Source organism: Xanthomonas campestris pv. badrii, assembly GCF_012848175.1.
Taxonomy (GTDB): domain Bacteria; phylum Pseudomonadota; class Gammaproteobacteria; order Xanthomonadales; family Xanthomonadaceae; genus Xanthomonas; species Xanthomonas campestris_C.
The window spans coordinates 2,114,526-2,137,274 of the sequence record NZ_CP051651.1 but is presented as its reverse complement, the minus strand read 5'-3'; the positions used below and the strand labels follow the sequence as shown (position 1 = coordinate 2,137,274).

Here is a 22,749-nt window from a genome sequence, read left to right as displayed (position 1 = left end):
TTTGCGCCTCGCTCTCTTCAGGCTCCGCATGAAACGCCATTTTTCGATGCTGCGCGATTTCCAACTCGCTGACTGGTTCACCCTGGCCAATGCCTTCTGCGGCACCGGGGCGGTCTTCGCGGCGATGCGCTTCCTGCAGGAAGGCCACCGTGGCGACCTGCTGCTGGGCATGGCATTGATTCCGCTGGCCTTCGTGTTCGATGCGCTGGATGGGCACGTGGCACGCTGGCGCAAGGCCTCGTCCACGCTGGGGCGCGAGCTGGACTCGCTGGCAGACGTGATCTCGTTCGGCGTCGCGCCGGCTGCGCTCGGTTATGCCTGCGGCATGCGCGGCGGCTGGGACTGGCTGGTGCTCAGCTATTTCGTCTGCTGCGGCGTGAGCCGGCTGGCGCGCTACAACGTGACCGCCGAAGAGATCGCCGGCGAGGCCGACAAGGTGCCGTACTTCGAAGGCACGCCCATTCCCACCAGCCTGGTGCTGGTGATCCTGCTGGCGGTGGCCGCCAGCACCGGCCGCGTCGGTGAGGCCCTGTGGTGGGGGCAGTGGCAGCTGGGCCCCTGGCAGTTGCATCCATTGGTGCTGCTGTTTGCGGTCTCCGGCTCGCTGATGATCAGCAAGACGCTGCGGATCCCCAAACCCTGAGCGGCAACGCCCGGTACACGCGGTAGGATGGCCGGGTGGACACATAGGTGAGGGGATGATGGCAAGCAGCGGTTCGGACAATGGCAACTTTCAGGACAAGGCGCGCCAGTATTGGGCGGCTTGGGGAGATGCCATGCGTCATGGCCAGGCCGGCGCCGCTGCGCAACCGCCGCCGCCGGCAGGTGGCGATGCCCCGCAGGACTGGCGCAAGGCGGTGGACTGGTGGTCGCAGCTGTTGCCCACTCACGCCGCGCCACAGGCGCAGGACGCCATCGATCGCTTCCGCACCCAGGCCGGCGACTGGTTCGGCACCATGCAGCAGGTCGCCGCGCAGTTCGCCGGGCGCGACACCTCGGCCACTGAAGTCTCCGATGCCTGGCGGCGTGCCGTGCAAGGGCAGGGCGAGCAACTGATGCAGTGGACGCTGGGCTCGCTGCGCGGCGGCAGCCCGGGCGGTTTCGATCCCTGGTTGCAGGAGGCGGCGCAGACGCTGGGCAAGTGGCGCGAGGAAAACGCGCCGTGGCTGGACATGCCCGCATTCGGGCTGAACCGCAATCACCAGGCGCGCCTGCAGAAGCTGGCGCGTGCGCAACAGGAGTTCCAGGCCCAGTCGCATGCCTACGGCGAGCAGCTGAAGGCGGCGATCGAACAGGCCTTCGGGCGCTTCACCAGCAAGCTCGGCGAACACGAAAGCAGCGGCAGCCAGTTGACCAGCGCACGCGCCCTGTTCGATCTGTGGATCGAGGCGGCCGAAGAGTCCTACGCCGACATCGCGCTGTCGGACCAGTTCCGTGAGGTCTACGGCGGTTTTGCCAATGCGCATATGCGTCTGCGCGCCGCGCTGCAGGAAGAGGTGGAGCAGCTCAGCGAACGCTTCGGCATGCCCACACGTTCGGAAATGGATGCTGCACATCGCCGCATCGCCGAACTGGAGCGGGCGGTGCGGCGGATGCTGCGCAGCGCGACCAGCGCATCGGGCAAGGCGGGGGCGCCTGACGCGCCCGACGCCGATCCGGTGGCGGCTGCATCGCCCCGGCGCAAGGCGGCAGCTGCCGCAGGAGCGGCGCGCAAGCCGGCTGCCGCCACAAAACCGGTCAAAACCACTGCAGCAGGCAAGCCGGTTTCCAGCGTTGGTGCCGGCAAGACCAAAGGCAAACCCGCTGCCGGTAAACCGCGTGGAGCCACCTCATGAAAGGGCCGCTGGGATTCAGTGCCGAAGACCTGATGCAGGAGACGCTATCGCTGCAGCGCAAGCTGCGCGAAGGCCTCAAGCTGCTGCCCGGCGTGGAGGATGTCGATTACGGCGTCACCGAGCGCGAGGAAATCTGGCGCGACGGCAAGGTGGTGCTGTATCGCTTCGTCGGCGACCAGGCGCCGGTTGCCCGGACGCCGCTGCTGATCGTGTACGCGCTGGTCAATCGCCCGTACATGGTCGACTTGCAGGCCGATCGCTCGCTGGTCAAGGGCTTGTTGAGCCATGGCCAGGATGTCTACGTGCTGGACTGGGGCTACCCGGACCGTTCCGAGCGCTATCTGACCCTGGAAGACTATCTGCTGCGCTACATCGACGGCGCAGTGGATCACTTGCGCGAGCACGCCGGGGTGGACGCGGTGGACGTGCTCGGCATCTGCCAGGGCGGCACCTTCTCGCTGTGCTACGCCGCGCTGCAGCGGCACAAGGTGCGCAACCTGATCACCATGGTCACCCCGGTGGACTTCCACACCCCTGACAACATGCTGTCCAACTGGGCGCGCATGGTCGATGTGGATCTGTTCGTGGACACCATGGGTAACGTGCCGGCGGACCTGATGAACGCCAGCTATCTGATGCTCAAGCCGTTCCGCCTCAACCTGCAGAAGTATGTGGGCCTGCTCGACATCCTCGACGACAAGCAGGCGTTGGAAGATTTCCTGCGCATGGAAAAGTGGATCTTCGATTCGCCCGACCTGGCAGGCGAGGCATTCCGCGAATTCGTCACCCTGTTCTACCAGCGCAACGGGTTGGTCACCGGGCAGGTGCGCATCGGCGGGCAGGCGGTCGACCTGCAGGATGTCGACATGCCGGTGCTGAATATCTACGCCGAACACGATCACCTGGTTCCGCCGGATGCCTCGCGCGCCCTGCGCGGGTTGGTGGGCAGTGCCGATTACAGCGAGCTGAGTTTTCGCGGCGGCCATATCGGGATCTATGTCTCCGGGCGTGCGCAGCGCGAGGTCCCGGTGGCGATCCATCGCTGGCTGCAGGACCGCGACGGCACCGCCTGATCTCTGGGAAGCAATGCCCGGCGTTGCAGCGCGCCGGCGCCCGTCACGGTGTGCTGTCGCCTGGCTTCCTAGACTGGCCGTCACGTTTCGAGGAGCCTGCCCATGGCCACCACCGCACTCTCCCGTTCCCTCAACGATCGCATGATCGCCGGCGTGGTCGGCGGTATCGCGCGTCGCTTCGGTTGGAGCTCCACGCTGCTGCGCGTGTTGTTCGTCATCGTGTCGATCGCCTCGGCCGCGTTTCCCGGCATCCTGGTCTACCTGATCCTATGGCTGCTGATTCCCAACCAGGCGGACTGACCCGGCTGCGGCATGGGCCGGCTGCGCTGCTGGCCCTGGGTGCGCTTTGGACGCTGCCCAACACCGCGCTTGGCCTGGTGATGGGTGCGCTTGGAAGCTGTTTTGGCGCACGCCCGCGCTGGTCCCGGCAGGAACTGGCCATCGTCTTCGACGCCTGGCCGTGGGGGCCGGGTGGGGCGATGACATTGGGCAACGTGATCCTGCTCAAGGGCGAGTCGCTGGACCTGCAATGCGCTACCTACGCACATGCGGCCGGCCGCTGCACGCATCCGCCGGTACGCCTGGGCGATCACGAGCGCGCTCACGTCTATCAATACATGCTGCTTGGGCCGCTGTTTTTGCCCGTGTATCTGCTGTGTGGCGGCATCCACGTGCGCAACCCGCTGGAGCGGGCAGCCGACGCCTATGCGTTGCACGGCCACGGCTGGTGGCCTTGGTGGACTCGCTCAACGCCCACCTCGCCGGACGGCTCCACGAACGAATGACTGTGGGCGTCTACCAGCGGCATTACCGTTGGTGCTGTACATGCTGCGGTTGGAGCGGCAGGCGCGTTCGCGCTTGCGGCGCCAAGCCGCATGCACCTGCCCACCTGAAGGTGCCGGAACGTTTAGCCCCTTCCAGCTCGATGCGTTAACGAGAAGGGATGGTGGCGACTGGTAAGCAGATGCAGTGAAGCCGTCGTGAGGCAGAGCAGGCCTGAGCGCCGTCACCAAACCGCAAACAGCCGGCGTTAACGTGCGTGGAAAGCCCCTCACGACGCGCCGGGTATGCTCGCGTCCCTAACGTAGCAACTGCGACAAAGAAGGTGTGGTATGTCGATTGTCCTGTACGTCGGTGGCAGCAAAGATGGCGACAAGGGCGTTGTGCCTTACGGATTCAGCAAGTCGCGTGCGATGACCGACGCCGGCCCGGAAGTGTATGTGGAGCGCATGGTGCCGCTGAAAGACATGGGCAAGGTGCGGGTGATGGCGCTGGAATCGCTGCACGAGAGCATTCTGGTCGAACGCGCCGCCAGCCATTACGCCCACCGCGCCAGCTGAGCGCGGCGGCACTGGTTTACGACGGCGCTGTCAACGGGTTTCCGTTGCGGGCGCGCACTGCGAAAATGCATTTTTCCAGTGAAGCGGTTCACCCCGCGCCGTCATGCACGATAGCCAGCTTGCCCAGCAGATTGCTCGCACCATCGCCGATGAGATCGGTGCCCAGCCCGCCCAGGCGCGCGCCGCCATTGCCCTGCTGGACGAAGGTGCCAGCGTCCCGTTCATCGCCCGCTACCGCAAGGAAGTCACTGGCGGCCTGGACGACACGCAGTTGCGTAACCTGGAAACGCGCCTGACCTATTTGCGCGAGCTGGAAGACCGCCGCACGGCCATCCTGTCCAGCATCGACGAACAGGGCAAGCTCAGCGACGAACTGCGCAACGAGATTGCTGCCGCCGACACCAAGTCGCGGCTGGAAGACCTCTACCTGCCTTACAAGCCCAAGCGCCGCACCCGCGCGCAGATCGCGCGCGAAGCCGGGCTGGAACCGCTGGCCGACGGGTTGCTGGCCGACCCGACCCAGGCACCCGAGGTGGCTGCGGCAGCCTTCATCGACGCCGAGAAGGGCGTGGCCGATATCAAGGCCGCGCTGGAAGGGGCCCGCGCCATCCTGATGGAGCGCTGGGGCGAAGACGCCGCACTGGTTGGCGAGCTGCGCAGCTGGTTGAACGACAACGGCGTCATCCGCGCGCGCGTCGCCGAAGGCAAGGAAGAGGCCGGTGCCAAGTACCGCGATTACTTCGACCATGCCGAGTCGCTGGCGAAGATCCCCTCGCACCGCCTGCTGGCGTTGTTCCGTGCGCGGCGCGAAGAGTTCCTGCATCTGGACCTGGACCCGGGCACCGACGCCGAGGCGGGGCACCAATACGCCGAAGGCCGGGTGGCGCGCAATGCCGGTATTTCCAACGACGGCCGTCCGGCCGACCGCTGGTTGCTGGACGCCTGCCGGCTGACCTGGCGCGCCAAGCTGCACATGCACCTGCTGCTGGACCTGTTCAATCAGGCGCGCGAAAAGGCCGAGGCCGAGGCGATCGCGGTGTTCGGTGACAACCTCAAAGATCTCATGCTGGCCGCCCCGGCCGGACCGCGTGTGGTGCTGGGCCTGGACCCGGGCATCCGCACTGGCTGCAAGATCGCCGTGGTCGATGCCACCGGCAAGCTGGTGGCCACCGAGACGATTTATCCGCATGAACCCAAGCGGCAGTGGGACCAGTCGCTGCAGACCATCAAAAAGTTGTGCATGCAGCACAACGTTGAGCTGATTGCGATCGGCAACGGCACTGCCAGCCGCGAGACCGACAAGCTGGCCGGCGAAGCGATTGCGCTGTGCGAAGGCGCCAAGCTGCAGAAGATCGTTGTCAGCGAAGCGGGCGCGTCGGTGTATTCGGCGTCCGAGTTCGCCGCCAAGGAATTTCCGGAGCTGGACGTGTCGCTGCGCGGCGCGGTCTCGATCGCCCGGCGCCTGCAGGACCCGCTGGCCGAACTGGTCAAGATCGAGCCCAAGGCAATCGGCGTGGGCCAGTACCAGCACGACGTGGACCAGTATCGCCTGGCCAAGGCGCTGGAAGCGCGCGTGGAAGACTGCGTCAATGCGGTCGGCGTGTACGTCAACACCGCTTCGGCCGCGCTGCTGTCGCGCGTGTCCGGGCTGTCCAGCACGGTGGCCGAAAACATCGTGCGCCATCGCGACGACAACGGCCCGTTCAAACGCCGCAAGGACCTGCTCAAGGTGCCGCGCCTGGGCGACAAGACCTTCGAACAATGCGCCGGCTTCCTGCGCATCGCCGATGGCGACGAGCCGCTGGATGTCTCGGCGGTGCACCCGGAAGCGTATCCGGTGGTCGAGCGCATCGTGGCCAGCACCGGCAAGCCGATCAAGGCCTTGCTGGGCGATGGCAGCTTCCTGCGCGGACTCAAGGCGGAGCTGTTCACCGACGAACGGTTCGGTCTGCCGACCGTGCGCGACATCCTCAAGGAGCTGGAAAAGCCCGGCCGCGACCCGCGCCCGGAGTTCAAGGCCGCGCAATTTGCCGAGGGCATCGAAGACATCAAGCACCTCAAGCCGGGCATGATTCTGGAAGGCGTGGTCAGCAACGTCGCTGCGTTCGGCGCCTTCGTCGATATCGGGGTGCATCAGGATGGCCTGGTGCACATCTCCGCGCTGTCGGACACCTTCGTCAAGGATCCGCGCGATGTGGTCAAGGCCGGCGACATCGTCAAGGTCAAGGTGCTGGAGGTGGATGTGGCGCGCAAGCGCATCGCATTGACCCGGCGGCTGTCCGACACGCCGCCAGTGGCCGATGGCGCGGCGCCCTCGCGCGATACGCGTGGCAATGGCGGGCCGGGGCAGGGCCGTCGCGACGGCGGTGGTGGACGTGGACCGGCGCAGGGCAACAGCAAGCCGCGCATCACCGCTCCCCCGGCCGATAACGCGCTGGCTGCCGCATTCGCCCGCGCCAAGCGCAGCTGAGTCATGCTGCCTTGCGTGGCGACTGGCTTGAAGTGATTGGGCAGCAACGTTGCAGATCAGGTGGAGAGCAGCTGATCTGCAACGTGACTACAGGGCCTTGCCCGCCCACCATCGCGGGACACGCAGCGATTACGTCCTAGTAAGCGCTAGCGCGGCATCCATGTCGCTCAATATCCAGCGACGGTAAGCGGGCAAGGGCCAGTCAAGTCGGTCGGCGCGCATAGCTTTCAATAAAACCACCAGCCAACTCGCTGGTGCGGTGTCCTCGCCGCTTGCGGGACCCTTGGCGGCATGGATGCCGCCACGGAGCCTCCATGGAGGGATTCACGGCGTGTCCCGCAAGCGGTGAGGGCGCCGCGCCCTCGACGACCTGAGCGTTTGACTGCATCCAGCAGGCGACGCTACGACTCGAATACCATGGTGCAGATGCAGCCTGGAATGCGGTCGGCGGCAATTGACGCGTGCGGGGATGCCAGACCGCACGCTTCTACAAGAAATTCTGCGTGTGCGATCGGGTCGTTGGCATTTTCCCGCTCTTTTTTATCAGCCGCTGCAGGACGATCTCACGCCGCTCCCTGCCTCGCGCGCGTCGGTACCACCAGGCGTTCGATCAGGTCGACCAGGCCGGGCGGCTCCACCGGTTTGCCCATGTGCGCATCGAAGCCGGCCACCACTGCGCGGTCGCGGTCTTCCTCGCGCACGTAGGCCGTCAGCGCGATCGCCGGGATATGCCGCGGCAGCTCGCCGCCACCGGCACGCACGGTGCGGATCAGGTCGTAGCCATCGCGCACCGGCATCGCGATATCGCTGACCAGCACGTCGAAGGGCGCCTCGGCCAGGCACTGCTCGGCCGCATCCACCGAGCCGGCGGCCTGTACCTGCGCACCGGCCAGCATCAGGAACTGCAGCACCGCCTCGCGCGAATCCTGATCATCGTCGACCAGCAGCACACGCACACGGTCCAGGCGCCCGTGGCAGTCGGCCGGGAGCGGGCCCACCTGAGCCGGGTCGGCCGATGCCGGGCGCAGGCCGCTGACGCCATGCTGGAACGGCAGCACGATGGTGAACAGCGCCCCTCGGCCCTCGCCGGCGCTGGAAGCGCCCAGGCTGCCACCGTGCAGGTCCACCAGCTGGCGCGAGATCGACAGGCCCAGCCCCAGGCCGCCAACGCGGCGCGTCGTGCCGGCATCGGCCTGCCGGAAGCGGTCGAACACATGCGGCAGGAACTCCGCTGCGATACCGATGCCGGTGTCCTGCACGCACAGCCGCAGGCGTCCATCTTCCACATCCAGACCAACCCGCACCGTGCCGCCCGGGGCGGTGAACTTGAGTGCGTTGCTGAGCAGATTGGTCAGCACCTGCTGCAGGCGTCCGGCATCGCCGAAGAACCAGAGTTCGCTGCCGATGGGCGCATCCAGTTCCAGCGCGATGTTGCGCGCCAGCGCGGCCGGCTGCATCAGGTCCACCGTGCTGCGGGCCAGGCCGGCGATGTCGAAGTGCTCGGCCTGCAGGCGGATCTTGCCGGACAGGATGGCGCTCATGTCCAGCAGGTCGTCGATGATCTGCGTCTGCGCACGCGCGCTACGCTCGATGATGACCAGGCCCTTGCCCAGGGTGTCCGGCGCGAAGGTCGGCGACTGCATCAGCCGCGACCAACCCAGGATGGCATTGAGCGGCGTACGCAATTCGTGGCTGAGCGTGGCCAGGAATTCATCCTTGACCCGGCTGGCGTGCTCGGCCTGGTTGCGTGCGGCGGTTTCCGCCTGCAGCGATAGCTTGAGCTTGGCATCGACGCGGGTCCGTTCGATCACGATCCCGGCCAGATGCGATGCGGAGCGGGCCATCGCCTGTTCGCGCAGCGAGGGCAGGTGGATGCGATCGTAATAGATGTTGAGCGTGCCCAGCACCTGGCCAGTGCTGGCCAGGATCGGCGTCACGCAGCACGCCACGATGCCCAGTGCCGCCGACATCGCATGATGGCGGCTGAAGCTCGGCTCGGCCTGGATGTCGGTGCAGATGATTTGCCGCCCGAGATGCGCGGCGCGTGCGCAGGGTGGGCCGTCCGATGTGATCGGCACCGGCTCGAACTGGCCGTGATACTCCAGCGGAAAATGCGGCGCCGACCCGAAGCTTAAGGTATGGCGAACCTCATCCAGCACCATCACCGAGCAGCACAGGGGAATCTCCCCGCGCGCTTCCACGCTCAATGCAATCGCGTCCAGCACCACCGGCAGCGGTGCGCCGGTGGTGATCAGGCTCAGGATCGCACGGTCGGAGGCGGTGGCATCTTCGATGTGCTTGCGTTCGGAGATGTCGGTGAGCGAGCCGATATGCCCGAGAAAGCGCCCATCGCTGGCGAAATGCGGCGAGGCGGTATCGATGCACCAGCGGTACTGGCCGTCGTGGCGGCGCAAGCGGTATTCGGCCAGGAATTCGCCACGCCGCTCCAGCGCCTGTTCGAAGGCCAGCCGTACGCGCCCGGCATCGTCCGGGTGCATCACGTCCCACCAGCCCTGGTCCAGCGCCTGATCCTCGCCCTGGCCGGTGAAGTGGTACCAGCGCGGGTTCCAGTACACGCAGGCGCCTTGCGCATCGGACATCCAGATCATCGCCGGCACCGTCTCGCACAGCGCGCGGAAGCGGATTTCGCTCTCGCGCAGTTGCTGCTCGAACATGCGGCGATCATGGATATCGGTGTAGGTGCCGATCCACTCGGCAATGCCGCCATCCTCGCCACGCACCGGCAGCGCGCGGGTCAGGTGCCAGCGCGCCTGGCCGTCGTGACGCAGCAGCTCGCATTCCATCTCGTAGGCGTGCTCACGCTGCAACGCCGTGGCCCAGGTTTCGCCCGACAACTGCAAGCCCGCGCTGGTGTGGGCACGATGCCAGGCGGCGTCCTGGTTGTCGGCCGGATCCAGGCCGGTGTATTCGTACCAGCGCCGGTTGAAATAGTGTGGCCGGCCATCCGGCCCGGCAATGAAGATGATCTGTGGCAGCGTATCGGCCAGGCGCCGCAGGCGCGCTTCGCTGGCCGCCAGCTGCTGTTGCGCCTTTGCCCGTTGCATCGACTCCCAGCAGCGCGCCGCCACCAGCCGCACCAGCTCGATCTCGGTGGACAGCCAGCGCCGCGGTGCGCGCTGGTGCACGCCGATGGCCGCCACCAGATGGCCATGCTTGTGCAGCGGAATCGCCAGCGATGCGCGCAGGCCCGAGCGGCGATATTGCTCGGCCACGTAATCCGGCGCACCAGGCGCCTTTGCATCGGTGGTGAACCACGGGCGATTGTCCAGCAGCGCATCGCGCAGGCCCTGCGCCGCTTCCAGCGGGAAGTCGCCTTGCAGGCTGGGCATGTCCTGCACATGGTCGCTGATGACATGCATGGTGCTGCCGTCAGCGGCCGCCAGCCCGAAGGCGCAGCGGTTGGCCTGCAGATGCTCGCCCAACAGGCGCACGCTGGTATCGATGATCTGGCGCGGGTCCGAGACATGCTGCAAGGCGTCTTCGAGCATCAGCAGGAAGCTGTCGCGGCTCTCGTTGCGCCGCTGCGCGGTGACATCGAAGCCGTGCACCAGGATCGCATCGATCCGGCCATCGCTGTCGCGCATCGGCTGATAGAGGAAGTCGACGAAGGTTTCATCCAGCGCGCTGCCGGGTGAGCGCTGCAGATAGGCGGTCATCGACTCGCCGATGAAAGGCCGCCCGCTGCGGCGCACCTCGTCGAGCAGGCCGAGATAGCCCTGGTCGGCAATTTCCGGCATGGCCTCCAGCAGTGCCCGGCCCAGCAACGGCCGCTCGCCGACAAGATCGTGGAAACGTTGGTTGACGCTTTCGATGACGTAGTCCGGCCCACGCAGCACCGCCATGAATGCCGGCGATTGGTCGAGCGCCGATGCTGCTGCTGGCGCCGCAGCGGTGGAGCGGGGGAGTTGGCTATCGGCGACAGACCCGGTGGCCACATACAGCGTGCCGACCTGCCGGCCGTCCTCCAGTACCGGGCTGCTCGACCATGTCGATCGCTGCACACCGCCAGGCGCAGCGCCTGGCAGGTCGTCAGTTGTCAGCGCGCTGAGCGGCTTTCCGAAGGCAGCCGGATGGCGCGCGCCCAGGCCGGCAATGCAGGCGTCGTTGTAGATACAGCATGCGTGCTCGCCCCAGGTCAGCAACATCGGATGCCGTGCATGCAGGCAGACCGACAGCGTGGTGCGCAACGCCGCACTGCTGCGCAACAGCGGATCGTTGGCGCAGCTGGACGCTAGCAGCAGGCTCGCAGTTTCGCTCATCTCCGGTAACAGGCCGGCAAATGGCGACACGGCACTCTCCATCCAGCAACCCGCCCGTGGTTTTGCGATGCCTGATTCTAGTGACAACGCGTGCGCTGGCAACCGCAGCTGACTTCCCGCCAGGGCGGCAGCCGGGTCAACGCCCGCGAGCTCAACTGTCGGCGCCGCTCAACTGCCGCGCGCGCGACAAGGCGTTGATCAGTTCTTCGGACAGATACGGCTTGGTCAGGATCACGCCGCGTTCGAAGCCGGCGGGGATGCTGCCAGTGGCCACACCGGTGGCCAGAACGAAGGGGATGCCACGCTCGGCCAGCAGGCGTGCCACAGGTTCGCTGGTCTCGCCGTTGCCAAGGCGATAGTCCAGCACCGCGATGTCCGGCGCATCGGCCTGGATCAGCTGCAGTGCATCCTGGACTTGCCCGACCGGTCCGACCACAGCCGCACCAATGTGGGAGAGCTGCAACTCGAGCAGCATGGCATTCATGTCATCGTTTTCGACCACGAGTACCCGAACTCCACGCAACACCGACATTGCTTACTCCTTCACTTAGTCGGCCAGTATATCGAGCCTGCCCAGCCGCAGCGCTGCTGACGCCGCTTGCACCTGAATTCGTCAGGCGCGTAACAACACTGTTCGTTTCATTCGCGAGCCGCTATACTGCGCGGCCACGCCGAAGTGGCGGAATCGGTAGACGCAGCGGACTCAAAATCCGCCGCCCTTAAAAGCGTGTGGGTTCGAGTCCCACCTTCGGCACCAAAGACAGCTGTACCAGCGAAAGCCCTTCCGGCGCCACCGGAGGGGCTTTTTGCTTTGGGTGGGCTTTGCTCTGCGCGTGTCACGCGCTGGATCTCCCGCAGCTATTTGCGTGCGCAGTGACGCGGCCAGCGCATCGGTTGAGTAGCCGAGCGCAAACACGCCGATAGTGCTTCTGCATCCCAATCGCGTGCGTGGCGGATGACGCTGCAGGCACGCAGCCATCACGGCCGGTGCGTACCTTGATGTTCTCCCTTCAAGCCGGTGCTCACCATGGACTTCGATGCTTCGCAGCAACTGCGCATTCTGCGCAATATCCACGATACCCAACCTGTGACGGACGAAGAGGCCAATTGGGCGGTGCGCGCCGGCTATGCCGCACAGGCCGAGGATGGCGATATCGACCTGACGCACGAAGGCCGCAAGGCGCTGGATGACGGACAGGCGTAACGACGTCGCTCGTCTGCGCGGGTGGCTTGCATGCCCGACCGCAGCTGCCTGCGATCGGGCTTACCGACACACCATGCATTCGACCTATGTGCTCTGCGCGACAGCTGCAACGCGCACGCAGAATTCTTGCGGTGCGTGGATAAAAAAAGCCCCGGCAGTGCCGGGGCTTTCAGATGATTGGCGTCCCCACGGGGATTCGAACCCCGGTGTCCACCGTGAAAGGGTGGTGTCCTAGGCCTCTAGACGATGGGGACGCGTATCAAAACCTCGTTGTCCAATCCAGACGGCCTAATGTCTGAAGTGGTGGAGCCAGGCGGGATCGAACCGCCGACCTCCTGCATGCCATGCAGGCGCTCTCCCAGCTGAGCTATGGCCCCGCGTTGCTGCGAGCCGGCAATCATAGCGACCTAAATCGTCTTTGGGAAGTGGTCTTCGAAAAAAATTGCTGCGTAGGCGGCTGTGGCGCAACCGGTGCTCCTCAGTGTGCGTTTCCAGCTCGCCTGGCCTTACCGCGCCGATCGCATCGTCATGGTAGTCGGATGCGAGCCCATCGACGCTGCGCGTCGGTGGCGGGGTGTCATCGCTGCGCCGTCGGCCTTGCTGCGGGTCGGTGCAATCTGCGTCTGTGCTATCGCGATGGTGTTGCGTGCCATCTCGTTCGCAACGCAGGGGAAAGATCCAATGCAGGGCTGCTTCGATCGATGGCGTCGTCGCAAGCGTGTTGCGCGGTGCGCTGTGGACGTCGGACGCTTGGTATTGATGTCGGTGACGTACTGCTTGGCGAGCGTCGATCTTGCGCCTCGATGAGGCGAGCCAGCCGGAGTGTCGTCACGTGTTGATGCGCGCGCTTCATTGCGGGCGGAAGAAACTTTTTCGACGCATAAAAAAAGCCCCGGCAGTGCCGGGGCTTTGGATGATTGGCGTCCCCACGGGGATTCGAACCCCGGTGTCCACCGTGAAAGGGTGGTGTCCTAGGCCTCTAGACGATGGGGACGCAGATCAAAACCTGAGTTGTCACTCAGACGGCCTAATGTCTGAGATGGTGGAGCCAGGCGGGATCGAACCGCCGACCTCCTGCATGCCATGCAGGCGCTCTCCCAGCTGAGCTATGGCCCCACGAAACTGAGAACGAAATGATAGCGGCCTGTTAATGTTCGCGCAAGCGCTTTTTCATTCCGATTGAGACAGCGCACGCGCATGCATCGAGCACGCGCGTCATTTGACGCCGTGCAGGTCGCGCAGTTGCGTCTGCCGCGCACCAAAGTAGGCGGCGAGATCGGCAATATCCTGATCGCTGAGCGCAGTGGCCTGCGCAGTCATCAACGGGTGCTGGCGATCACCGCTGCGATAGGCCTGCAGCGCGTGCGCAAGATAGTCGCCGTACTGCCCACCGAGCTTGGGATAGCTGGGGTCGATCGGTGCATTGCCGTCTGCGCCGTGGCAGTCCACGCAACTCTGGCCGGTGGCCTTGCCCTTGGCATGCGCAAGCTTGTCGCCGGCCTCTGCACGGCCGGTGGGCAAGCCGGCCGAGGAGCTGGAACCGTGTTCGCCGCTGGCGTGGCCGGCATCGCCGGCGGAATGATCGGGGGATTCGACCTGGGATTGGGAGCAGGCCGCCAACGTAAGGGCAGCGACCAGGACGATGGCTAGACGCGGAGCGTGCAAGGCGTTCGGCATGTGGGCGCTTATTTGAGAGTGGACAGGAAGGCGGAGATGTCGGCGATGTCCTGCTCGGAGAAACTCTGCGCCTGCGCCTGCATGGTCGGATGCTTGCGCTTGCCCTGGCGGTACTCGGTCAGCGCCTGGGTCAGATACTGGCTGGACTGGCCCCCGATCTTGGGAACGCGATAACTGGGGTAGGCGTTCTTGTAACCGGTCACGCCGTGGCAGCCCTGGCAGGTATAGGCGAGCAGGCGGCCATTGGCTGGATTGCCGGTCGGGGCGGCGGGCGCCGCTGCGGCAGTGGCGGGTGCTGCCGTGGTGGCAGGCGTCGGCGTGGCCGGTGGTGCCGGCGTGACTGACGGTGTCGCTGATGCGCCCCCAAACGGCAGGAAGACGACCAGAGCGAGACAAGCGGCGAGCGGCTGCGGGCGCATGGTTTCGTATCCGGAAGACTGATTGAGCGTCCGCACGTGGGGGCGTGACGGAACTGGACCGAGTATGCCTGCGATTTGGCGTGGCGCAAACGGGGTGAATACGCGAAGTTGAACAGACCATGACCTTTGGCGCATTGGCGACATGTGCATCCCGGTGATTTACTTGCCTACAACACCTGTTCACGCATCCACTAGGACACGACGATGTCGCCACGCTTCTTCTTGCCCCGCCGCAGCGGAACCTGCGCCGCGGCGCTGTTGATCACCACCAGTTTGTTGTTGGGCGGTTGCAAGGCCGGCGATGGCCAGGCCAAGGCAGCGGAAGAAAAGAAGGCCGTGGATGCGGTGCCGGTGGAAACGGCCAAGGCCGCGCGCCGCGCGGTGGCCGCCAGCTATACCGGCACCGCTGCACTGGAGCCGCGTGCGGAGGCGCAGGTGGTGGCCAAGACCTCCGGCGTGGCGCTGGCGGTGATGGTGGAAGAAGGCCAGAAGGTCTCGGCTGGCCAGGCGCTGGTGCGCCTGGACCCGGATCGCGCGCATCTGGCGGTGGCGCAGAGCGAAGCGCAGTTGCGCAAGCTGGAAAACAGCTATCGCCGCGCCACCCAGTTGGTAAGCCAGCAGCTGGTCAGTGCCGCCGATGTCGACCAGCTCAAGTTCGACGTGGAAAACAGCCGCGCGCAGCATCGTCTGGCATCGCTGGAGCTGTCCTACACCACGGTACAGGCGCCGATTTCCGGCGTGATCGCCTCGCGCTCGATCAAGACCGGCAACTTCGTGCAGATCAACACGCCGATCTTCCGCATCGTCGACGACTCGCAGCTGGAGGCCACGCTCAACGTGCCCGAGCGCGAACTGGCGACACTCAAATCCGGCCAGCCGGTGACCTTGCTGGCCGATGCGCTGCCCGGCCAGCAGTTCGTGGGCAAGGTGGACCGGATTGCGCCGGTGGTGGATTCGGGCAGCGGCACGTTCCGGGTGGTGTGCGCGTTCGGCAAGGGTGCCGAATCGCTGCAGCCGGGCATGTTCGGGCGCATCCGCATCGATTACGACCAGCGCAAGGACGCCCTGGTGATTCCGCGCCTGGCCCTGCTGGACGATGGCGAGCCGGCCGTGTTCGTGGTGCGCAATGGCAAGGCCAGCCGGGTGCCGGTGAAGCTGGGTTATGCGGAAGGACCATGGCTGGAGGTGCGGCAAGGCTTGAAGGAAGGCGACCAGGTGGTGACAGCCGGCAAGGTGGCGCTGCGCGATGGCACTGCGGTGCAGGTGATCGGCCAACCGGATCGCAAGCCGGTCGTCGCTGCTCCGGCGGCTGCGCGCGATGAGACGCACGCATGAGCGACCACGGCAACCCGCACGGCCCCGTGCACGACCCGCATGCACCATCGCCCGGTGGCGGTCTGGTCGCCTTCGCCACGCGGCGACGGGTGACCATCGCGATGATCACCGTGACCATGTTGCTGTTCGGCCTAATCGCGCTGCGCAGCCTCAAGGTCAATCTGCTCCCTGATCTGAGCTATCCCACGCTCACAGTGCGCACCGAATACACCGGTGCGGCGCCGGCGGAAATCGAGACGCTGGTGACCGAGCCGGTGGAAGAAGCCGTCGGCGTGGTCAAGAACCTGCGCAAGCTCAAGTCGATCTCGCGCACCGGGCAGAGCGATGTGGTGCTGGAATTCGCCTGGGGCACCAACATGGACCAGGCCAGCCTGGAGGTGCGCGACAAGATGGAAGCCTTGTCGCTGCCGCTGGAAACCAAGCCGCCGGTGCTGCTGCGCTTCAATCCGTCCACCGAGCCGATCATGCGCCTGGCGCTGTCGCCCAAGCAGGCGCCGGCCTCGGACGCCGATGCGATCCGCCAGCTCACCGGGCTGCGTCGCTATGCCGACGAAGATCTGAAAAAGAAGCTCGAACCGGTGGCCGGCGTGGCCGCGGTCAAGGTCGGCGGCGGTCTGGAAGACGAGATCCAGGTGGATATCGATCAGCAGAAGCTCGCCCAGCTCAATCTGCCGATCGACAACGTGATCACCCGGCTCAAGGAAGAAAACGTCAACATCTCCGGCGGCCGGCTGGAAGAAGGCTCGCAGCGGTACCTGGTGCGCACGGTCAACCAGTTCGTGGATCTGGACGAGATCCGCAACATGCTGGTCACCACGCAGAGCAGCAGTAGCAGCGCTGCCGATGCAGCGATGCAGCAGATGTATGCCATCGCCGCGTCCACCGGTTCGCAGGCGGCGCTGGCTGCGGCGGCCGAAGTGCAGAGCACCTCGTCGTCGTCCAGCAGCAGCATCGCCGGCGGCATGCCGGTGCGGCTGAAGGATGTGGCGCAGGTGCGCCAGGGCTACAAGGAACGCGAGGCCATCATCCGCCTCGGCGGCAAGGAAGCGGTGGAGCTGGCGATCTACAAGGAAGGCGACGCCAATACCGTGTCCACTGCCGCGGCGCTGCGCAAGCGCCTGGAGCAACTGAAGGCCACGGTGCCGGGCGATGTGGAGATCACCACCATCGAGGATCAGTCGCACTTCATCGAATACGCGATCAGCGACGTCAAGAAGGATGCGGTGATCGGCGGTGTGCTGGCGATCCTGATCATCTTCCTGTTCCTGCGCGATGGCTGGAGCACGTTCGTGATCAGCCTGTCGCTGCCGGTGTCGATCATCACCACGTTCTTCTTCATGGGCCAGCTGGGGCTGAGCCTCAATGTTATGTCGCTGGGCGGCCTGGCGTTGGCTACCGGCCTGGTGGTGGACGATTCCATCGTGGTGCTGGAGAGCATCGCCAAGGCGCGCGAGCGCGGCCTGAGCGTGCTGGATGCGGCCATTGCCGGTACCCGCGAGGTGAGCATGGCGGTCATGGCGTCCACGCTGACCACCATCGCCGTGTTCCTGCCGCTGGTGTTCGTCGAAGGCATCGCCGGGCAGCTGTTCCGCGATCAGGCGCTGACGGTGGCAATCGCCATTGCGATCTCGCTGGTGGTGTCGATGACGCTGATTCCGATGCTGAGTTCGCTCAAGGGCGCGCCGCCGATGGCGTTTCCGGATGAACCCGGCCACCCGCAATGGCAGCCCGAGCAGCGCTGGCTCAAGCCGGTGGCGGCCGGCCGCCGCGGTGCCGGCGCCAGTGTGCGCTACGCCTTCTTCAGCGCGGCGTGGGCGGTGGTCAAGCTGTGGCGCGGGCTGAGCAGGGTGGTGGGGCCGGTGATGCGCAAGGCCAGCGATCTTGCGATGGCGCCCTATGGCCGCGCCGAGCGTGGCTACCTGGCGATGCTGCCGGCCGCGTTGCGCCGGCCGTGGTTGGTGCTCGGCCTGGCCGCTGCGGCATTCATTGGCACCGTGCTGCTGGTGCCGCTGCTGGGCGCGGACCTGATCCCGCAGCTGGCGCAGGACCGCTTCGAAATGACGGTGAAGCTGCCTTCCGGCACGCCGCTGGCGCAGACCGATGCGCTGGTGCGCGAGTTGCAGCTGGCGCACGACAAGGACCCGGGTGTGGCCTCGCTGTATGGCGTCAGCGGCAGCGGTACGCGGCTGGATGCCAATCCCACCGAAAGCGGCGAAAACATCGGCAAGCTCACTGTGGTGATGGCCGGGGGCGGCAGCCCGGACGTGGAAGCAGCAGCCACGCAGCGGTTGCGCAGCAGCATGGTCGGGCATCCCGGCGCGCAGGTGGATTTCGCGCGGCCTGCGCTGTTTAGCTTCTCGACGCCGCTGGAAGTGGAGTTGCGCGGGCAGGACCTGGGCGAGCTGGAACGTGCCGGGCAGAAGCTGGCCGCGATGCTACGCGCCAATGGCCACTACGCGGACGTCAAATCGACGGTGGAAGAGGGTTTCCCGGAGATCCAGATCCGCTTCGACCAGGAGCGCGCCGGTGCGTTGGGGCTGACCACGCGACAGATTGCCGATGTGATCGTCAAGAAGGTGCGCGGCGATGTGGCCACGCGCTACAGCTTCCGCGATCGCAAGATCGATGTGCTGGTGCGTGCGCAGCACAGCGACCGCGCCAGCGTGGAGGCGATCCGTCAGTTGATCGTCAACCCGGGTAGCAGCCGGCCAGTGCGTCTGGCGGCAGTGGCCGAGGTGATGGCGACCACCGGCCCGAGTGAGATCCATCGCGCCGACCAGACGCGGGTGGCAATCGTGTCGGCCAGCCTGAAGGACATCGACCTGGGCGGTGCGGTGCGCGAAGTGGAGACGATGGTGCGCAAGGACCCGTTGGCCGCCGGCGTGGGCATGCATATCGGCGGGCAGGGCGAGGAACTGGCGCAATCGGTGACGTCGTTGCTGTTTGCGTTCGGGCTGGCGATCTTCCTGGTCTATCTGGTGATGGCCTCGCAGTTCGAATCGCTGCTGCATCCGTTCGTCATCCTGTTCACCATCCCGCTGGCGATGGTGGGTGCGGTGCTGGCATTGCTGATGACCGGCAAGCCGGTGTCGGTGGTGGTGTTCATCGGCCTGATCCTGCTGGTGGGCCTGGTGACCAAGAACGCCATCATCCTGATCGACAAGGTCAACCAGTTGCGCGAAGAGGGCTTACCCAAGCGCGAGGCCTTGATCGAAGGTGCACGCTCGCGCCTGCGGCCGATCATCATGACCACGCTGTGTACCTTGTTCGGCTTCCTGCCGCTGGCGGTGGCGATGGGCGAGGGCGCGGAAGTGCGCGCGCCGATGGCGATCACCGTGATCGGTGGGCTGCTGGTGTCCACGCTACTGACCTTGCTGGTGATCCCGGTGGTGTATGACTTGCTGGACCGCCGTGCCGACGCCTACTACCTGGAACGTGGCCGGCGCATGGCGCGTCGGCAGGCGCCAGAAGGCGGCCATGCCGACGGACTGGAGGCGCTATGAGCGTTGCCGCCTTCAGTATCCGCCGGCCGGTCACCACCATCATGTGTTTCGTCTCGCTGGTGGTGGTGGGGTTGATCGCCGCGTTCCGGCTGCCGCTGGAAGCCTTGCCGGACATCTCCGCGCCGTTCCTGTTCGTGCAGTTGCCGTATACCGGCTCCACCCCGGACGAGGTGGAGCGCAACCTCGTGCGGCCGGCCGAAGAAGCCCTGGCCACGATGACCGGCATCAAGCGCATGCGCTCGACCGCCACCGCCGACGGCGCCAACATCTTCATCGAGTTCAGCGACTGGGACCGCGACATCGCCATCGCCGCATCGGACGCACGTGAGCGGCTGGACGCCATCCGCGACGATCTGCCGGACGATCTGCAGCGCTTCCATATCTTCAAGTGGTCCAGCAGCGACGAGCCGGTGCTCAAGGTGCGCCTGGCCAGCCAGACCGACCTGACCGGTGCCTACGACATGCTCGACCGCGAGTTCAAGCGGCGCATCGAGCGCATCCCCGGCGTGGCGAAGGTGGAGATCTCCGGCGCACCGCCGAACGAGGTGGAGATCGCGATCGCGCCGGACCGGCTTACCGCGCACGACCTCAGCCTCAACGATCTGAGCGAGCGTCTGGGCAAGCTCAATTTTTCGGTATCGGCCGGGCAGATCGACGACAACGGCCAGCGCATCCGCGTGCAGCCGATCGGCGAGCTGCGCGATCTGCAGGAGCTGCGTGAGCTCGTCCTCAATGCCAAGGGCCTGCGCCTGGGCGATATCGCGCAGGTACGCCTGAAGCCCACACGCATGAACTACGGACGCCGGCTGGACGGGCGCCCGGCGATCGGCCTGGATATCTACAAGGAACGCAGCGCCAACCTGGTGGAAGTCTCGCGGCTGGCCTTGAAGGAAGTCGAAGACATCCGCGCAGAACCTGCGATGCGCGACGTGCAGATCAAGGTGATCGACAACCAGGGCAAGGCGGTGACCTCGTCGCTGGCCGAACTGGCCGAGGCCGGCGCGGTCGGCCTGTTGCTGTCGATCACCGTGCTGTTCTTCTTCCTGCGGCATTGGCCATCGACCCTGATGGTGACGCTGGCAATTCCGATCTGCTTTGCGATCACGTTGGGCTTCATGTACTTCGTCGGGGTCACGCTCAATATCCTGACCATGATGGGGCTGCTGCTGGCAGTGGGCATGCTGGTGGACAACGCCGTGGTGGTGGTGGAAAGCATCTACCAGGAACGCGAGCGCATGCCGGGTCAGCCGCAGCTGGCGGCCTTGCTGGGCACGCGCAGCGTGGCGATCGCGCTCAGCGCCGGCACCCTGTGCCATTGCATCGTGTTCGTACCGAACCTGTTCGGCGAGACCAACAACATCTCCATCTTCATGGCGCAGATCGCCATCACCATCTCGGTGTCGCTGTTGGCCTCGTGGCTGGTGGCGATCAGCCTGATCCCGATGTTGTCCGCGCGCATGAAGACGCCGCCGATGGTGACGTCCGAGCGCGGCGTCATCGCCAAGCTGCAGCGGCGCTATGCACGCATCCTGGCGTGGACGCTGGCGCACCGTGGCTGGAGCGTGGCCGGCATCATCCTGGTCAGCGCCATCAGCCTGGTGCCGATGAAGCTGACCAAGGTCGACATGTTCGGCGGCGATGGAGGCAACGAGGCCTTCATCCAGTACCAGTGGAAAGGCTCCTACACCCGCGAGCAGCTGGGCGAAGAAATCGGCCGTGTGGAACAGTACCTCGAAGCCAATCGCGCCAAGTACCACATCACCCAGATCTATTCGTGGTTCAGCGAGGTGGAAGGCAGCAATACAGTGGTGACCTTCGACGCCAGCAAGGTAAAGGATCTGCCGCCGCTGCTGGAGAAAATTCGCAAGGAGCTGCCGCGCTCTGCGCGCGCCGACTACAGCATCGGCAATCAGGGCGATGGCGGTAACGGCAACCAGGGCGTACAGGTGCAGTTGGTTGGCGACTCCACCGAGGCGCTCAAGGCGCTGGCCGACGAGGTGGTGCCATTGCTGGCGCAGCGCAAGGAACTGCGCGACGTGCATGTGGATACCGGCGACCGCACCAGCGAGTTGGCGATCCGCGTGGACCGGGAGCGTGCTGCCGCCTTCGGTTTCAGTGCGGAGCAGGTGGCCAGTTTCGTGGGCCTGGCATTGCGCGGTACGCCATTGCGCGAGTTCCGCCGTGGCGATAATGAAGTGCCGGTGTGGGTGCGTTTTGCCGGTGCCGAGCAAAGCAAGCCCGAAGACTTGGCTGGCTTCACCGTGCGCACCAAGGATGGCCGCAGCGTGCCGTTGCTATCGCTGGTGGACGTGCAGATTCGCCCGGCCGCCACTCAGATCGGGCGCACCAATCGCCAGACCACGCTGACCATCAAGGCCAATCTGGCCGAAAAAGTCACCATGCCGGAAGCGCGCGCGGCGATGGAAAAGCCGCTCAAGGCGATGAGTTTCCCGGCCGGTTACAGCTATACCTTCGACGGCGGCGACTACCAGAACGATGGCGAGGCGATGGGCCAGATGGTGTTCAACCTGGTGATCGCGCTGGTGATGATCTACGTGGTGATGGCGGCAGTGTTCGAATCGCTGCTGTTCCCGGCAGCCATCATGAGCGGCGTGCTGTTTTCGATCTTCGGCGTGTTCTGGCTGTTCTGGATCACCGGCACCTCGTTCGGCATCATGTCCTTCATCGGCATCCTGGTGCTGATGGGCGTGGTGGTGAACAACGGCATCGTGATGATCGAGCACATCAACAACCTGCGCCGCCGCGGCATGGGCCGCACCCAGGCGCTGGTGGAGGGCTCACGCGAGCGGCTGCGGCCGATCATGATGACCATGGGTACTGCCATCCTGGCGATGGTGCCGATCTCGCTGACCAGCACCACCATGTTCAGCGATGGCCCGCCGTACTTCCCGATGGCCCGCGCAATTGCGGGTGGCCTGGCGTTCTCCACCGTGGTGAGCCTGCTGTTCCTGCCGACGATCTACGCCATCCTCGATGATATGAGCAACGGCGCAGCGGCACTGGTGCGACGTGCGCGCGGTGTGCCGAAGGCGCTGCCTACGAACGCTGCGTTGGAGTCCTGAGCAACGCACTGTGCAGTGCCATAGACAACGCAGGGCGCATCAAGCCCCTCTCCCGTCGGGGCGAAAAGGCACAGCTTGCGCGCCACCGGCGCGCGTGCCTTGGAGCGCCCGCGCCATTAGCGCGGGCCGGGGCGCGGAGCGGGGGTTGGGGTGAGGGTACGGTTTCAGCAAATGGCACAAGTACCAGAGCACCGCCTGCCATAAGCACCAGCCCTTTTAGGTACTGACTTCGGCAGCAGGCGGCAGCGCGGCCGGGCATCGGCTCTTCGGCGCGGCAGACATCCTGTCTGACGCGCCGTCGCGGCACATCCCTGTGCCGCTCTCCGCCAATCCCCGGCCACGCTGCCGCCTCGGTTTGTCATTGCCATCGCTTCTGACAACAACAGTCGCGTGGTGAGCGATGCTTTGAACGATCTTTGTCCGCTTGCGATCGAGAGTTGGAGTCGCCCCTGCGACGCATGAGCAGTCGATCCACAGCCCTTGTTGAAAGAATCAACACGTCGTTTCCGACGTGCAGATCCAATCACATA

15 protein-coding genes and 5 tRNA genes are annotated in these 22,749 nt (G+C 65.5%); 12 read left to right on the top strand and 8 right to left on the bottom strand.

Annotation, left to right across the window (positions count from 1 at the left end; genetic code table 11):
* Window positions 1-28: 28 nt before the first annotated feature.
* The 7 genes from HG421_RS09000 to HG421_RS08970 all read left to right on the top strand — a co-directional run bounded on the left by HG421_RS09000 (window position 29) and on the right by HG421_RS08970 (window position 6,718).
* Window positions 29-643, top strand: coding sequence for a CDP-alcohol phosphatidyltransferase family protein (locus tag HG421_RS09000; protein WP_169706098.1), 615 nt, complete (start codon window positions 29-31; stop codon window positions 641-643).
* Window positions 644-698: 55 nt separating this feature from the next.
* Window positions 699-1,835 carry a class III poly(R)-hydroxyalkanoic acid synthase subunit PhaE gene (gene phaE / locus HG421_RS08995; protein ID WP_169706097.1) on the top strand — a complete coding sequence of 379 codons (1,137 nt, stop codon included), beginning with the start codon at window positions 699-701 and terminating at the stop codon, window positions 1,833-1,835.
* Complete coding sequence (locus HG421_RS08990) at window positions 1,832-2,908, top strand: class III poly(R)-hydroxyalkanoic acid synthase subunit PhaC (protein ID WP_029219976.1); 1,077 nt, start codon at window positions 1,832-1,834, stop codon at window positions 2,906-2,908. Before phaE ends, HG421_RS08990 begins: the two co-directional genes overlap by 4 nt.
* A 102-nt stretch (window positions 2,909-3,010) precedes the next feature.
* Entirely contained in the window at window positions 3,011-3,208 is a 198-nt protein-coding gene (locus HG421_RS08985) for a PspC domain-containing protein (RefSeq protein WP_029219975.1), read from the top strand.
* Window positions 3,178-3,693 carry a hypothetical protein gene (locus HG421_RS08980; protein ID WP_169706096.1) on the top strand — a complete coding sequence of 172 codons (516 nt, stop codon included), beginning with the start codon at window positions 3,178-3,180 and terminating at the stop codon, window positions 3,691-3,693. The genes HG421_RS08985 and HG421_RS08980 overlap by 31 nt, the downstream gene beginning before the upstream one ends.
* Before the next feature lie 327 nt (window positions 3,694-4,020).
* Entirely contained in the window at window positions 4,021-4,248 is a 228-nt protein-coding gene (locus tag HG421_RS08975) for a hypothetical protein (RefSeq protein WP_029219973.1), read from the top strand.
* A 103-nt stretch (window positions 4,249-4,351) separates the two neighbouring features.
* Window positions 4,352-6,718: a Tex family protein gene (locus tag HG421_RS08970; protein ID WP_169706095.1), complete on the top strand. Its 2,367-nt coding sequence runs from the start codon at window positions 4,352-4,354 to the stop codon at window positions 6,716-6,718.
* A gap of 563 nt (window positions 6,719-7,281) precedes the next feature.
* Here HG421_RS08970 and HG421_RS08965 read toward each other — a convergent pair.
* Entirely contained in the window at window positions 7,282-11,040 is a 3,759-nt protein-coding gene (locus HG421_RS08965) for a PAS domain S-box protein (RefSeq protein ID WP_169706094.1), read from the bottom strand.
* Window positions 11,041-11,149: 109 nt separating this feature from the next.
* Window positions 11,150-11,530, bottom strand: coding sequence for a response regulator (locus HG421_RS08960; protein ID WP_169706093.1), 381 nt, complete (start codon window positions 11,528-11,530; stop codon window positions 11,150-11,152).
* Between the two features lie 138 nt (window positions 11,531-11,668).
* Between HG421_RS08960 and HG421_RS08955 the strand changes: the two genes are divergently transcribed.
* Window positions 11,669-11,755, top strand: a tRNA-Leu gene (locus tag HG421_RS08955).
* Window positions 11,756-12,025: 270 nt separating this feature from the next.
* Window positions 12,026-12,202, top strand: a complete 177-nt coding sequence (locus HG421_RS08950) for a hypothetical protein (RefSeq protein ID WP_104542152.1) — start codon at window positions 12,026-12,028, stop codon at window positions 12,200-12,202.
* A 178-nt stretch (window positions 12,203-12,380) separates the two neighbouring features.
* Here HG421_RS08950 and HG421_RS08945 read toward each other — a convergent pair.
* The 6 genes from HG421_RS08945 to HG421_RS08920 form a co-directional block, all read right to left on the bottom strand.
* Window positions 12,381-12,456: transfer RNA gene (locus HG421_RS08945), tRNA-Glu, on the bottom strand.
* Window positions 12,457-12,503: 47 nt separating this feature from the next.
* Window positions 12,504-12,579, bottom strand: a tRNA-Ala gene (locus HG421_RS08940).
* Between the two features lie 541 nt (window positions 12,580-13,120).
* Window positions 13,121-13,196 (bottom strand) — tRNA-Glu (locus HG421_RS08935).
* Window positions 13,197-13,242: 46 nt separating this feature from the next.
* A tRNA-Ala gene (locus HG421_RS08930) sits at window positions 13,243-13,318 on the bottom strand.
* A 99-nt stretch (window positions 13,319-13,417) separates the two neighbouring features.
* Window positions 13,418-13,879, bottom strand: a complete 462-nt coding sequence (locus HG421_RS08925; RefSeq protein ID WP_029219968.1) for a c-type cytochrome — start codon at window positions 13,877-13,879, stop codon at window positions 13,418-13,420.
* Window positions 13,880-13,887: 8 nt separating this feature from the next.
* The gene (locus tag HG421_RS08920) at window positions 13,888-14,298 is read right to left on the bottom strand and encodes a c-type cytochrome (protein WP_169706092.1); all 411 of its coding nucleotides are present in this window, start codon (window positions 14,296-14,298) and stop codon (window positions 13,888-13,890) included.
* A 204-nt stretch (window positions 14,299-14,502) separates the two neighbouring features.
* On the opposite strand from HG421_RS08920, the gene HG421_RS08915 reads away from it, so the two are divergent.
* The 3 genes from HG421_RS08915 to HG421_RS08905 are packed head-to-tail and all read left to right on the top strand — an operon-like array spanning window position 14,503 to window position 22,219.
* Window positions 14,503-15,633, top strand: a complete 1,131-nt coding sequence (locus HG421_RS08915) for an efflux RND transporter periplasmic adaptor subunit (protein ID WP_169706091.1) — start codon at window positions 14,503-14,505, stop codon at window positions 15,631-15,633.
* Window positions 15,630-19,136, top strand: coding sequence for an efflux RND transporter permease subunit (locus HG421_RS08910; RefSeq protein ID WP_169706090.1), 3,507 nt, complete (start codon window positions 15,630-15,632; stop codon window positions 19,134-19,136). The genes HG421_RS08915 and HG421_RS08910 overlap by 4 nt, the downstream gene beginning before the upstream one ends.
* A complete protein-coding gene (locus tag HG421_RS08905; protein ID WP_169706089.1) occupies window positions 19,133-22,219 on the top strand; it encodes an efflux RND transporter permease subunit in 3,087 nt (1,028 codons plus the stop codon). Before HG421_RS08910 ends, HG421_RS08905 begins: the two co-directional genes overlap by 4 nt.
* The last annotated feature ends 530 nt before the right edge of the window (window positions 22,220-22,749 follow it).